At 68.9% G+C, this 13,481-nt stretch carries 12 protein-coding genes; 6 read left to right on the plus strand and 6 right to left on the minus strand.

What is annotated here, in order from left to right; all coding sequences use genetic code 11:
* Positions 1 to 83 precede the first annotated feature (83 nt).
* Positions 84 to 1,388 carry an MFS transporter gene (locus EPN98_RS21200; RefSeq protein ID WP_293364929.1) on the minus strand — a complete coding sequence of 435 codons (1,305 nt, stop codon included), beginning with the start codon at positions 1,386 to 1,388 and terminating at the stop codon, positions 84 to 86.
* A gap of 296 nt (positions 1,389 to 1,684) precedes the next feature.
* Here EPN98_RS21200 and cysD point away from each other — a divergent pair, with 296 nt between their 5' ends.
* Positions 1,685 to 2,638 carry a sulfate adenylyltransferase subunit CysD gene (gene cysD, locus EPN98_RS21205; protein WP_293364930.1) on the plus strand — a complete coding sequence of 318 codons (954 nt, stop codon included), beginning with the start codon at positions 1,685 to 1,687 and terminating at the stop codon, positions 2,636 to 2,638.
* A complete protein-coding gene (gene cysN, locus EPN98_RS21210) occupies positions 2,638 to 4,542 on the plus strand; it encodes a sulfate adenylyltransferase subunit CysN (RefSeq protein WP_293364931.1) in 1,905 nt (634 codons plus the stop codon). The genes cysD and cysN overlap by 1 nt, the downstream gene beginning before the upstream one ends.
* A 4-nt stretch (positions 4,543 to 4,546) precedes the next feature.
* Here the strand turns inward: cysN and EPN98_RS21215 are convergent, their stop codons facing one another.
* The 4 genes from EPN98_RS21215 to EPN98_RS21230 all read right to left on the minus strand — a co-directional run bounded on the left by EPN98_RS21215 (position 4,547) and on the right by EPN98_RS21230 (position 8,132).
* On the minus strand, positions 4,547 to 5,077 hold the full coding sequence (locus EPN98_RS21215) for a VOC family protein (RefSeq protein WP_293364932.1): 531 nt from the start codon (positions 5,075 to 5,077) through the stop codon (positions 4,547 to 4,549).
* Positions 5,078 to 5,100: 23 nt separating this feature from the next.
* Positions 5,101 to 6,120: an NAD(P)-dependent alcohol dehydrogenase gene (locus EPN98_RS21220; protein ID WP_293364933.1), complete on the minus strand. Its 1,020-nt coding sequence runs from the start codon at positions 6,118 to 6,120 to the stop codon at positions 5,101 to 5,103.
* Positions 6,121 to 6,195: 75 nt separating this feature from the next.
* Positions 6,196 to 6,954, minus strand: coding sequence for an N-acyl homoserine lactonase family protein (locus EPN98_RS21225; protein WP_293364934.1), 759 nt, complete (start codon positions 6,952 to 6,954; stop codon positions 6,196 to 6,198).
* A 14-nt stretch (positions 6,955 to 6,968) separates the two neighbouring features.
* Positions 6,969 to 8,132, minus strand: coding sequence for an MFS transporter (locus EPN98_RS21230; protein WP_293364935.1), 1,164 nt, complete (start codon positions 8,130 to 8,132; stop codon positions 6,969 to 6,971).
* Between the two features lie 76 nt (positions 8,133 to 8,208).
* Between EPN98_RS21230 and EPN98_RS21235 the strand changes: the two genes are divergently transcribed.
* The 4 genes from EPN98_RS21235 to EPN98_RS21250 are packed head-to-tail and all read left to right on the plus strand — an operon-like array spanning position 8,209 to position 12,215.
* The gene (locus EPN98_RS21235; protein WP_293364936.1) at positions 8,209 to 9,072 is read left to right on the plus strand and encodes an MBL fold metallo-hydrolase; all 864 of its coding nucleotides are present in this window, start codon (positions 8,209 to 8,211) and stop codon (positions 9,070 to 9,072) included.
* 55 nt (positions 9,073 to 9,127) lie between these two features.
* Positions 9,128 to 10,405 carry an aminotransferase class III-fold pyridoxal phosphate-dependent enzyme gene (locus tag EPN98_RS21240; RefSeq protein WP_293364937.1) on the plus strand — a complete coding sequence of 426 codons (1,278 nt, stop codon included), beginning with the start codon at positions 9,128 to 9,130 and terminating at the stop codon, positions 10,403 to 10,405.
* Positions 10,405 to 11,835, plus strand: coding sequence for an amidase family protein (locus EPN98_RS21245; RefSeq protein WP_293364938.1), 1,431 nt, complete (start codon positions 10,405 to 10,407; stop codon positions 11,833 to 11,835). Before EPN98_RS21240 ends, EPN98_RS21245 begins: the two co-directional genes overlap by 1 nt.
* Positions 11,835 to 12,215 (plus strand): DUF423 domain-containing protein, encoded by a 381-nt coding sequence (locus tag EPN98_RS21250; protein WP_293364939.1) that lies wholly within the window; start codon positions 11,835 to 11,837, stop codon positions 12,213 to 12,215. The genes EPN98_RS21245 and EPN98_RS21250 overlap by 1 nt, the downstream gene beginning before the upstream one ends.
* Here the strand turns inward: EPN98_RS21250 and EPN98_RS21255 are convergent, their stop codons facing one another.
* Complete coding sequence (locus EPN98_RS21255; RefSeq protein WP_293364940.1) at positions 12,216 to 13,451, minus strand: multidrug effflux MFS transporter; 1,236 nt, start codon at positions 13,449 to 13,451, stop codon at positions 12,216 to 12,218.
* Positions 13,452 to 13,481: the final 30 nt, after the last annotated feature.

The following is a 13,481-nucleotide window of genomic DNA, read 5'->3' on the forward strand; positions in this document are numbered from 1 at the left end:
CCTCGAAGAATGAGGCTTCAGCCGCCGATAGTCTCGCGGTTTTCGGACACGGATCGTGGCGCGATGGCGGTTTTCGGACGGCCTTAGAGGGCAGCCGCCAGGCGCTTGTCCCGGGCGATCGAGTACGACGCCGCAAGGTGAGCGACCACCGTCAGCAGCACGAACGGGATCACGCCGGCATAGCCGTAGACCAGCGCCTGGTCGCCGTGAGCGGGCTCCATCCGGTCAGCGATCCAGCCCACGTAGACGGGGCCTACGCCCAGACCCACGAGGTTGAGGACGAACAGCAGGATCGCCCCGGTCATGGTGCGCTGCGCCGGCGGCACGGCGTTCTGGGCCACCGTCAGGGCCGGCGCCAGATAGGCCTGGTTCATCAGCATCGGGCCCAGCAGGAACAGCATCGCGATCTGCCAGGTCGGCGCCCAGAGCATGCCGAACCAGAACGGGATCGAGAGCGTGAACGCGATGGCCGGAACCCAGGCGAACCAGCGACGGTCCTTGTGGCCCAACCGGTCGACAAGCCAACCCGACACGACCGTGCCAACGATGCCGGTCACGCCCAGGGCCAGCGCGTAGTAGGTGGCGACGTCGGCTGCGGCCATGCCCTTGGTCGTCTCGAGGAACTGCGGGTTCCAGACCAGGCCGGCATAGCCCACGAAGGCCGACATGGCGCTTGAGACCGCGGTGAGCACCAGCGTTCGGTTGGCGAAGAAGGCCGCGATGGCCTTGAGGATCGGCGGCGCCGGCGGATGCTCGGTCGCCCCATCCACGAAGGCGTCCAGGCCGCCCCGCTTGGGTTCGCGCACCACGATCAGCATCAGAATGCCCAGGATGATGCCCGGCAGGCCGATGATCACGAAGGCCGTCCGCCATCCGTACTCCAGGGCCAGCTTGCCGCCGAAGAACGCGCCCAGCATCGAGCCCACGGGCACGCCCAACGAATAGATCGCCAGCGCCGTGCCGCGTTTCGCCGCCGGAAAATAGTCCGAGATCAGCGAATACGAGGGCGGCGAACCGCCCGCCTCGCCGAAGCCGACGCCCATCCGGTAGAGCAGGATCTGCGTGAAGTTCTGCGCCGTGCCACAGAGCGCGGTGAACACGCTCCAGATCGCGCAGGCCACGCCGATGATCCATTTGCGGCTGACCCGGTCGGCCAGGTACGCCACGCCGATGCCGCAGGTCGTGTACAGCAGCGCGAAAGACGTGCCGCCCAGGAGGCCGAACTCGGTTTTCGACAGGTTGAGATCCGCCGAGATCTGCTTGCCCAGGATCGAGACGATCTGCCGATCGAGGAAATTCAGGGTGTAGATGAGCGCCAGGAACCAGACGACGAACCAGCTGTAGCCCGCGGACGCCTGTTTCGGCGCCGTCGCTGCCTGCTCACTCATACCGATAGCCCCCAACCTGATCCGCCTCCGGCCGGTGTTCCGGCTCGAAAGACGGGTATGCGCTTCCGTCGCTTGCTTGTGCCACGCCGTGGCGGCCTATTCAAAGCGGCATTGCATTGCAGGCCTGACGCCTTGTTGCAGAGAGTCGGCGCCGGCCAGAGGGGCTGGACGCCCGTCGAGAAATCCTGGGGTCGGCTCGCCTTGCGCCCCCAGAAGCCGACCGCTAACTCATCGCCCGGGCCGACCCCGCACGCATCCGCGAGCGGGTTTCATCAGCATTGTGTAGGGTCCGTCCCATGGACGTCAGCGTCCTTCCCCGAACATCCGCCAAAGAGCCGGCCTTGTTGTCCCCCAAGACCCTGACCCACCTGCAGCGGCTCGAAGCCGAGAGCATCCAGATCTTCCGCGAGGTCGTGGCCGAGTGCGAGCGCCCGGTGATGCTCTACTCCATCGGCAAGGACTCGGCGGTGATGCTGCGCCTGGCGCAGAAGGCCTTCTATCCGTCCAAGCCGCCCTTCCCGCTGCTCCACATCGATACGACCTGGAAGTTCCGGGCCATGTACGAGATGCGCGAACGGATGGCCCGCGAGAGCGGCATGGAACTGCTCATCCACCAGAACCCCGAAGCCAAGGCCAAGGGCATCAACCCTTTCGACCATGGCAGCGTCCACACCGACATGTGGAAGACCGAGGGACTGAAGCAGGCGCTCGACAAGTACGGCTTCGATGCGGCCTTCGGCGGGGGCCGGCGCGACGAAGAGAAGTCCCGCGCCAAGGAGCGGATCCTCAGCTTCCGCACCTCCGAACATCGCTGGGATCCCAAGAACCAGCGCCCCGAACTCTGGCGGCTCTACAATACCCGCAAGGCCAAGGGTGAGAGCCTCCGCGCCTTCCCGATCTCCAACTGGACCGAGCTCGACATCTGGCAATACATCTACCTGGAGGACATCCCCATCGTGCCGCTCTACTTCGCCGGCGTCCGGCCGGTGGTGGAGCGCGACGGCGTCCTGATCATGGTCGATGACGACCGCATGCGCCTGCGGCCGGGCGAAGTCCCGATGATGAAGTCGATCCGCTTCCGGACCCAGGGCTGCTACCCGCTCACCGGCGCCGTCGAGAGCACCGCCGCCACCCTGCCCGAGATCATCCAGGAGATGCTGCTGGCGACGACGTCCGAGCGCCAGGGCCGGGTAATCGATCACGACCAGTCGGCGTCGATGGAGAAGAAAAAGCAGGAGGGCTACTTCTGATGTCGCACCAGTCCGCCCTCATCGCTGAAGACATCGAGGCCTACCTCAAGGCCCACGAGACCAAGAGCCTGCTGCGCTTCCTCACCTGCGGCTCGGTGGACGACGGCAAGTCCACCCTGATCGGCCGCCTGCTCTACGATTCGAAGATGATCTTCGAGGACCAGCTGGCCGCCCTCGAAGCCGACTCCAAGAAGGTGGGCACGCAAGGGGGCGATATCGACTTCGCGCTTCTGGTCGATGGCCTCGCCGCCGAGCGCGAGCAGGGCATCACGATCGACGTCGCCTACCGGTTCTTCTCGACCGACAAGCGCAAGTTCATCGTCGCCGACACGCCCGGCCACGAGCAGTACACGCGCAACATGGTCACGGGCGCCTCGACGGCCGACGCGGCGATCATCCTCATCGACGCGCGCAAGGGCGTGCTCACCCAGACGCGCCGCCACAGCTATCTCGTCAGCCTGCTGGGCATCCGTCACGTGGTCTTGGCGGTCAACAAGATGGACCTGGTGGGCTGGAGCCAGGAGACCTTCGACACGATCGTGGCCGAGTACCACGACTTCGCCGCCCAGATCGGGATCAAGGATTTCACGGCCATCCCGATGTCGGCGCTGAAGGGCGACAACATCACCGAGCCGTCCGACAAGGCGCCCTGGTACACCGGCCCGGCGCTGATGCGCTGGCTCGAGAACGCGCCGGTCGAGGACGACCTGCAGGGCAAGCCGTTCCGGATGCCCGTCCAGTGGGTGAACCGGCCGAACCTGGACTTCCGCGGCTTCTCGGGTCTGATCGCGTCAGGCGTGATCCGGCCGGGCGACAAGGTGAAGGCGCTGCCGTCCGGCCGCGAGAGCACCGTCGAACGGATCGTCACCTTCAACCGCGACCTGGACGAGGCCGTCGCCGGCCAGTCCGTGACCCTGACGCTGAAGGACGAGATCGACATCAGCCGGGGCGACGTCCTGGCCCTGGCCGGCCGGCCGCCCGAGGTGGCCGACCAGTTCGAGGCCACGATCGTCTGGTTCGACGACGAGAGCCTGCTGCCCGGCCGCCCCTACCTGCTGAAGGTGGGCGCGCGCACCGTCCAGGCCCAGGTCCACGAGCCCAAGTACAAGGTCAACGTCAACACGCTGGAGAAGCTGGCGGCCAAGAAGCTCGAGCTGAACGAGATCGGGGTCTGCAACCTCTCGCTCGCGGCCCCCATCGCCTTCGACGCCTACGCCGACAACAAGGACCTGGGCGGCTTCATCCTCATCGACCGGATCACCAACCGCACGGTCGGCGCCGGGATGCTGCACTTCGCGCTGCGCCGCAGCCAGAACATCCACTGGCAGGCGATGGACGTGGACAAGCAGACGCGCTCGTTCGCGAAGGGCCAGGTGGCCCGCGTGGTGTGGTTCACCGGCCTTTCGGGCTCGGGCAAGTCGACGATCGCGAACCTCCTGGAAAAGCGGCTGCACGCCGAGGGCCGCCACACCTATGCGCTGGACGGCGACAATGTCCGCCATGGCCTGAACAAGGACCTGGGCTTCACCGACGCCGACCGGGTGGAGAACATCCGCCGGGTGGCCGAGGTGTCAAAGCTGATGGTCGACGCCGGCCTGATCGTTCTGGTCAGCTTTATCAGCCCGTTCCGGGCCGAGCGGCAGATGGCGCGCGAGCTGATGGGCGAAGGCGAGTTCGTGGAGGTGTTCGTCGACACCCCCCTGGCCGAGGCCGAGGCGCGCGACGTCAAGGGCCTCTACAAGAAGGCCCGCGCCGGGGATCTCAAGAACTTCACCGGGATCGACAGCCCCTACGAGGCCCCGGAGAACCCCGAGATCCGCATCGACACCACCGCGCTCACCGCCGAACAGGCGGCCGAGCAGATCTTCGAGTGGCTGGAACGCGGCTTCGATCCGGGGATCTGACGCGCTACTCCGCCGGCTCGAGGGCGCGGGCGGGCTCGTGCGCCACGTCCTCGGGCCGGAAGTCCCGGAGCGTGGCGGCGAACTCCAGCATCACGCCGTTGGGGTCGCGGAAGTAGACCGAGCGCACCCACACGCCGTCGTGCATGTCGCGGGCGACGCCCATCGGGCTGTCGTCGTGGTTCACGACGATCGGCACAGACACATGCACGCCGTTCGCCTGCAGCCGCGCGATCGAGGCGTCCAGCTGGTCCTCGTCCATGTGGAACGCCACGTGATTCATCGAGCCGACCGCCGTCTTCGGCTTGGACGGGAAATCGGCGACCGAGGCGATGCCGGGCGCCGCCGGCGGGGCGTCGCCCCACCAGAAGAACGCCAGCAGCGAGCCGCCGCCGCAGTCGAAGAAGAAGTGCTGCCCGCCATCCGGCAGGACCACCGTCTTCACCAGCGGCATGCCCAAGGCCTCGGTGTAGAACTTCACCGTCTCGGCCATGTCGCGGCACACGAGCGCCAGGTGGTTGATCCCCTTGGTCTGCATCGCGCCCTCCCTTCGTCAGCTTTCTAGAATTCCAGCACGATCTTGCCGAAGTGCTCGCCGGCCGCCATGGCCGCGAAGGCCGCCTTAGCTTCGGTGAACGGGAACACCTTGTCGACGACCGGGGAAATCTTCCTCAGGTCAATCATCCGCCCCATGGCCTCGAACATGTCGCGCGACCCCACCGACAGGCCCTGCAGCTTGGCCGAGTTGCCGATCAGGGCCGCGGGGTTGAACGGCTCGCCAGCCCCGGCCACCACCCCGATGATCGCGATATGGCCGCCGATCTTGATGGCCTTCATGCTCTCCTGGATCGTGCCGCCGCCGCCCACTTCCATGATGAAGTCCGCGCCGCGGCCGTTCGTGGCGGCGCGCACCGGTCCCGACCAGCCGGGCGTGGTCTTGTAGTTGACGACGTGATCGGCCCCCAGCGCCTTGGCCCGCTCCAGCTTCTCGTCGGACGACGACGTGATCACCGTGCGCAGGCCCGCGGCATGCGCGAACTGCAGCCCGAAGATCGAGACGCCGCCCGTCCCCTGCAGCACCACCGTGTCGCCGGGCTCCAGCCGGGCGTCGACGAACAGTCCGCGCCAGGCGGTCAGCGCCGCGCACGGCAACGTCGCCACCTGATGGTCGGTCAGGAAGTCCGGGACCTTCGACAGGCCCTCCTCGGTGAAGGTCTGCAGCTCCGAACCCGCGCCGGGGATCGGGAAGCCCAGGGCGGTGACCAGCTTCTCCAGGGTCGGCGGGCCCGAGACCCAGCCCTGGAAGAACAGCGTGGCGACGCGATCGCCGGCCTTGAAGCGGGTGACGCCCTCGCCCACCGCCTCGACGACGCCGCAGCCGTCCGAGAAGGGCGTGATCACGTCGGTCGTGGACGCCGGCCCGCGGCCGTACATCCCGTTGACCATCAACAGGTCGCGATAGTTCAGCGACACCGCCTTCATGCGCACAAGCACCTGCCCCGGCCCGGGCTTCGGGTCCGGCAGATCCACCACCTTGATGGCATCCAGGCCCCACGGGGCCGCGACGTTCAGAGCACGCATGACTTTCCTCCTGCGCCCATCTGGCTCCGGCGCCCCGCCGGCCGCAAGCGTGTCGCCACGTCAGCCGACGCGAGGTCAGGGCCTCGCGACAGGCAGCACCGGCTGGTCGCCCCACTGATCCGGGTCATGGCCCCAGACCATCACGGTCTCAGGCCCGCGCAGGGCCAGGAGCGCATCCAGCGCGCGGTTCATGGCCGCGTGGTCCGCATGCGGGGGAAACCGCCGGGTCTCGACCACCCCGCAGTGGTAGCAGGCGTCCCCCACCAGCAGGTGGTCGCCCTGCTCGCCCCTGACCCGCAGCGACTGGTGGCCCGGCGTGTGGCCGTGGCTGGGGATCAGCACCGCTGAGCCGTCGCCGAAAAGGTCGTGCTCGCCGTCCACCAGGGTGACCGGATGTCCGAGATCGAAGTAGCGTTTCCGCAGGCCATACCGGTTGGCGACCTCCTTCTCGAAGCCGGCTTTCCATTCGCGGCGCTGGACCACGATGGTGGCGTTGGGCAACTCGCTGAGGCCGCCCGCGTGATCGAAATGCAGGTGCGAGAGGGCGACGAACCGCACGCGGCCGGGATCGATGTCCAGCCGCTCGAGGTTGGCCGTCAACGTCTCCTCGGCGGAAAGCGTCGCGTCCATGTCCTGGGTCCGCAGCGCCGCGCGATAGGTGTCATCGTAGTCGATCATCGCCGCCGGCAGGCCGCAGTCGAACAGCGCCACGCCGTCCGGATGCTCCAGGACATAGAAGGGGATCGGCACGGCCACCCGGTCGCCGTCCATGCCCATGCCCGCGCCGGAGCTGTGGAACTGGCCGCAAAGACAGCCGAACAGATGCAGGCTCATGCTCGCCCTCCCCTTCACGCCGGATCCAACCGGCGCACGCCATACAGACGCGCCGCGCAGATTACGCCTGCAACGCTCATCGCCGACATCAACAGATATCCGTGGGCGCCGAAGTGGTCGAACAGCGGGCCCGAGGCCATGGTGGCGACGCCCATCAGCACGCCGGCCGACAGCGCCGAGTTGATCGTCTGGGCCGCCGAGGCGTTGCGCGGCGTCGACAGCCGTTCGATCAGCTGCAGCGAGGCCAGGAACGTCGCCGCATAGCTCAGCACGTGCAGGGGCTGCAGCAGGAACAGCGCCCACAGCGGCGGCGAGAACGCCATCACCGTCCAGCGCAGCACCGCCGCCAGCCCGCCCAGCACCAGCAGGTTGCGGGGGCCCACCCGCCGCCGCCACGGCTCCATGAACCACATAAACGCCACCTCGACCGCCACCCCCACCCCCCACAGGACGCCGGTCAGGCTCTCGGGGATGCCCTGCTGCTTCCAGGCCAGGGTCGAGAACCCATAGTAGAACGCGTGCGCCGACTGGATCAGGCCGGCCGCCGCCGCCGCGGTCATGAACGCCGGATCGCGCAACAGCTCTCCGATGCCGGCGAACCGGTCCGAGACCTTGGCCGTGTGGCCCTCCTCGTGAACGGGGTCGGGCGGCAGCAGCAGGCGCGCGCCCAGCGCCGTGAGCGCCACCGCCGCGGTGATCCAGACCAGCACCAGGTCGGGTGAGCCCCAGGTCAGCACCGCGCCCATGCCGATGTTCGCGACGATGAAGGCCGCCGAGCCGATGCCGCGTGGCCAGCCGTAGTTGAACCCGTCGCGGCGCGCCCGGTTGAGCACGATCACGTCGGTCAGCGGCGAGACCGTGGAAAACGCCGACGAGGCCGCGAACCACACCACGGTCCAGCCTGCGAACCCCAGCGGCAGGGCCATCAGGATGTAGGCCGCCATCACCGCCAGGCTCAGGAACGCCAGCGCCGTCCGCCGCAGCTTGAAGCTGTCGGCCCAGACCGCGATCAGGGGGGCGGTGAACACCCGCGCCAGCATGGGCAACGACAGGATGAGCCCGATCTGCGCGCCCGACAGGCCGCGCTCGGCGAACCACACCGGCATGTAGGGCGAGCTGGCGCCGGTCCCGACAAAGATCGCCGAGTAGAACAGCCCGAGCCGGACGGGGAGCGACATGGCCCCGCCTTACAGGAGTCGCCGTGACAGACGCCAGCCCAGCGCCTAGCGTTTGGGCCAACAAGGTGCGGGGGGAATGACGATGCTCAGCTGGAAGATCGGCGACGTGAAGATTACGCGGGTGGTGGAGATGGAGATGCCCATCCCCTACAGCCCCGACACCGTCTTCCTGAAGGAGGCCACGCCGGCCGAGCTGCGAAAGCTGCCGTGGCTCTACCCGAACTTCGTCAGCGCCGACGACCACCTGCTGCTGTCGATCCACGCCTTGCTGGTCGAGGCGCCGGGCCTGCGCCTGGTGGTCGACACCTGCATCGGCAACGACAAGCCGCGCGGCATGACCGGCCCGGGCGGCCTGCAGACCAAGTTCCTGGAGGCGTTCGAAGCCGCCGGCTGGACGCGCGAGAGCGTGGATGCGGTGGTGTGCACGCATCTCCACGTGGACCACGTCGGCTGGAACACCATGCTGGTCGACGGCAAGTGGGTCCCCACCTTCCCGAACGCCCGCTACCTCATCGGCCGCACCGAGTTCGAGCACTGGACCGCCGAGGGCGACGACGAGCAGCAGGCGATCCTGTCCGACTCCGTGCAGCCGATCCTGGACGCAGGCCTGGCCGAGTTCGTGGGCCTGGATCACGTGATCTCGCCCAACGTGCGGCTGACCCCCACCACCGGCCACACGCCCGGCCACGTCAGCGTCGCCATCGAGTCCAATGGCGAGAAGGCGGTGATCACCGGCGACATGACCCACCATCCCTGCCAGCTCGCCCACCCGCACTGGTCCCCCTCGTTCGACAGCGATCCCAAGGCGGCGGCGGCGACGCGGGCCAGGATGTTCGCCGAATGGGCCGACCAGCCGATCCTGGTCATCGGCACCCACTACGCCGCGCCCACGGCCGGCCATGTGAAGCGCGACGGCGACGCGTTCCGGTTCGACGCTTGAGGCTTTCCGCGCGCGCTGCGTAAACTCTCCTGAACAACGATAAGGGAGAGGCGCGATGGACCGGACGAACAGCCGCGACCGGGAGCTGCGCGACCGCGCCGCGGCGGTGATCCCGGGCGGCATGTACGGTCACCAGTCTGTGGGCCTGCTGCCCGACGACTATCCGCAGTTCTTCGAACGCGGCGAAGGCGCCCACCTGTGGGACGCCGACGGCAACCGCTACCTCGACTTCATGTGCGCCTACGGGCCCAACCTGTTCGGCTACGCCCACCCCGAGATCGACGCGGCCTTCGTGCGTCAGCTCGAGAAGGGCGACACCCTGACCGGCCCGACCGCCCTGATGGTGGAACTGGCCGAGGCGCTGACCGGCATGGTCACGCATGCCGACTGGGCGATCTTCTGCAAGAACGGCTCTGACGCCACGACCATGGCGCTGACCACGGCGCGGGCGCACACCAGACGCCGGATCGTCGTGCGGGCGAAGGGGGCCTATCACGGCGCCCTGCCCTGGTGCACGCCCCGGCCGGCGGGGGTGATCGACACCGACCGCAGCCACCAGATCTTCTACGACTACAACGACGTGGCCAGCCTTGAGGCCGCCGTGGCCGAGGCCGGCGACGACCTGGCCGCCGTCTTCGCCGCGCCCTTCAAGCACGACGCCTTCATCGACCAGTCCGACCCGACGCCGGAGTACGCCCGGAAGGCCCGCGAGCTCTGCGACCGCACAGGCGCCCTGCTGGTCGTCGACGAGGTCCGCGCCGGCTTCCGCCTGGACCGCGACTGTTCCTGGAGCCGTCTCGGCGTGCAGCCGGATCTGTCGTCGTGGGGCAAATGCGTCGCCAACGGCCACCCGCTGTCGATCCTGCTGGGGAACGACAAGGCCCGCGCCGCAGCCGCCTCGATCTATGTGACCGGCTCGTTCTGGTATCAGGCCGCGACCATGGCCGCGGCGCTGGAGACGCTCCGGCTCATCCGCGAGACCGACTACCTCGAGCGCATCACCGCCCTGGGCCAGCGCCTGCGGGATGGTCTGGCCGAGCGCGCGTCCGCCGCCGGCTTCGGCCTTCGCCAGACCGGCCCCGGCGTCATGCCGCTGTTCCTGTTCGACGACGACCCCGACCTGCGAAAGGGCTTCTGCTGGTCCTCCGAGATGCTCAGCCGCGGCGTCTACGTGCACCCCTGGCACAACATGTTCCTCTGCGCGGCCATGACCGAAGCCGACATCGACGGCGCGCTCGACGCCGCCGAGGCCTCGTTCGGCGCCCTCAAGCGCCAGGTCCGCGACCTGACCCCCGTCGAGAAGCTCGCCTTCCTCTCCGCCGGAGCCCGCTGATGCCCAAGATGACCACCTTCTCCGAGTACGACGGCCTGGGCCTGGCCGAACTGGTCGCCAAGAAGGCGGTGACACCGGGCGAGCTGGTCGAAGCGGCGATCGACCGGATCGAGGACCACAACCCCACCCTGAACGCCGTGGTCTACAAAGGCTTCGACGACGCGCGCCGCCAGGCCACCGAGCCGCTGCCGGACGGGCCGTTCAAGGGCGTGCCGTTCCTGATCAAGGACCTGGGCATCTCGGTCGCCGGCTGGCCCCGCACCCACGGCAGCCGGTTCGGCAACCTGGTCGATTCCGCCGACAGCGGCCTGATGGCCCGCTATCGCAGCTCGGGCATCATCGCGCTGGGCAAGACCAACACACCCGAATACGGCATCACCGGCACCACCGAGGGCGCGCGCCTGGGCCCCTGCCGCAACCCGTGGAATCCCAACCACATCGCCGGCGGCTCGTCGGGCGGGTCGGCCTCGGCGGTGGCGGCGGGCATGGTCCCGCTGGCGCACGCCTCGGACGGCCTGGGCTCGATCCGCATCCCCGCCGCCTGCTGCGGGCTGGTAGGCCTGAAGGTCACCCGCGACCGCAATCCCAACCTGCCCGACGGCTACGACTACGCCATGGGCAACGTGGTGGACCACGTCGTCAGCCGGACGGTCCGGGACTCCGCCGCCATGCTGGACGTGACCGGCGTGCCCGAGCCGGGCGCGCCCTACCCCGCCCCGCCCAAGGACCGGCCCTATCTGGAAGAAGTGAGCCGCAGTCCGGGCAAGCTGCGCATCGCATGGTCCAGCGAGACGCCCTCGGGCCGGCCCATCGACGCCGAGATCCAGGCGGCGCTGGAGCGAACCGTCACGCTGCTGAAGGGCCTGGGCCACGAGGTGTTCGAGCGCGGCCTGGGCGTCGACTACCGCGCCCTCTACGCCTCGCGCGGCGCCGCGGCCGCCGCCAACTTCGCCGCCGGCATGGCGCGGCTTATCGAGGAGGTCGGCCGTGAGCCCGAGCCGGACGAGCTGGAGCCCCTGACCTGGGCCTCGCTGAAGGCCGGCCGCCGCCAGACCGGCGCCGACGTCATGCGTTCGCTGCAGGAGACGCGGATGCTCAACTACAAGACGCTCGCGGCCTTCGAGGACATCGACGTCTACCTGTCGCCGGTCATGGGCACGACCGTTCCCGAGATCGGCCACATCGACCCGGTGAATCTGGAGCCCAAGGAGGTGAACCGCCGCCAGGGCCGCGTCTTCCCCTTCACCCCGCCGTTCAATTTCTCGGGCCAGCCCTCGATGAGCCTGCCGCTGGAGATGTCCGAGAACGGCCTGCCCATCGGCATGATGTTCACCGCCAAGTTCGCCGACGAAGCCACGCTGTTCCGCCTGGCCGGCCAGCTGGAGAAGGAAGCCCCCTGGGCGGGCCGCCGCCCGCGGGTCTGGGGCTGATGGGGTTCTGGACGCGACGCAACTGGATGACGCTGGCCGCCATCGGCGGCTTCGTGGCCGTGGCCGTGGGCGCCTTTGCGGCCCATGGCGTGAAGGATCCCAAGGCGGCGGAATGGCTGCGGACCGGGTCCACCTACGGATTCATGCACACCATGGCGACGTTCGCCTGCGCCACCTTCATGAACATCGGCGCGCGCCGCGCCCGGCTGGCCCCGGCGTTCTTCCTGTCGGGCGTGGTGCTGTTCTCGGGCTCGCTCTACGCCATGGCCGCCGGCGCGCCGCGGTGGCTTGGGATGGTGACGCCGTTGGGCGGCCTGATGTTCCTGACCGGCTGGGCCATCCTGGCCTGGGCCGCCCGCGGGGTCGATCCGCAGACCTGATCAGCCGCGCCGCAGGGCCAGCGCCCGCAGGCTCACCGCCGAGCCCACCAGTGCGATCAGCATCACCACCGCCATCGTCCGCGGCGTGCCGTCGTGGAACAGCGCCGCCAGGCTGGCCGCCGCGGCCCCCGTGGCGAACGACAGCGTGCCCATCAGCGCCGAGATCGCGCCCGCCCGCGTCGGGTCGACGTTGAGCGCGCCGGCCATGGTGTTGCCCTGCATGAAGCCATAGCTGGACAGCAGCAGGAACAGCAGCGGCAGCACGGTCCACTGCCCGCCGATCCCGGTCGCCGCCGCGAGGGCCAGGCCCAGGCCGAAGATCGAGGCGACGAGGCTGGCGCGCAGCAGCACCTGGTCGGGCGTGGCGTAGCGCAGCACCATCCGGTTCACCTGCCCCGCGCCGATCACGCCCAGGGCGTTCAGGCCGAAGATCCACGGATAGACCGCCGACGAGTAGCCGTACGTTCCCATGATCAGGCCGGGCGACGCGGAGATGTAGGTGAACAGCGTCGCCCCGTTCAGCGCGCCGCACAGCGCATAGCCGATCAGCCGCCGGTTCTTCAGCACCGCCGCATACGACTGGAACGGATTCTCCTGGGACGCCTGCAGGGCCGTGGCCTCCGACCGCGTCTCCTTGAGCCGGACAAGCGCCGCGATGCAGATCGCCACCCCGAAGGCGGTCATGAACCAGAAGTTCCACTGCCAGCCGCCAAGCGCCAGCAGCGCGCTGCCCAGGATCGGCGCCAGGATGGGCGCCAGGCCCATGATCAGCATCATCAGGCTGAGCATTCGGGCCGTCTCGGTGTGGTCGAACCGGTCGCGGATCACCGCGCGCGACACCACCCCGCCGGCGCACGCGCCCAGCGCCTGAAGAAAGCGTGCGGCCAGCATCAGCTCGATCGAGGTCGCCAGGGCGCACGCGATAGACCCTGCGATGAAGATCAGCGCGCCCAGGATCAGCGGAACCCGACGCCCGATCCGGTCCGACCAGGGGCCGTAGATAGGCTGCCCCACCGCCATGCCCGCCAGGAACGCGGCCACCGTGGTCTGCGCCTGCGCCGGATCCGCCTTCAGCCCGGCGGCGATGGCCGGCAGGCTGGGGAGGTACATGTCGATGGCCAGCGGGCCCATGCCCGTCAGCGCGCCCAGCAGGATCACCAGGCCCCAGGGGGTCGCGACCGGCGCGGGGGCGGGCGATCCCGGGTCGGGCGCCGAAGCAGGATTGGCGGACGTCACGGCGCCTGCCCTACTGGTTCACGCGACAGG

It is taken from the genome of Phenylobacterium sp. (assembly GCF_004299445.1).
GTDB lineage: Bacteria > Pseudomonadota > Alphaproteobacteria > Caulobacterales > Caulobacteraceae > Phenylobacterium.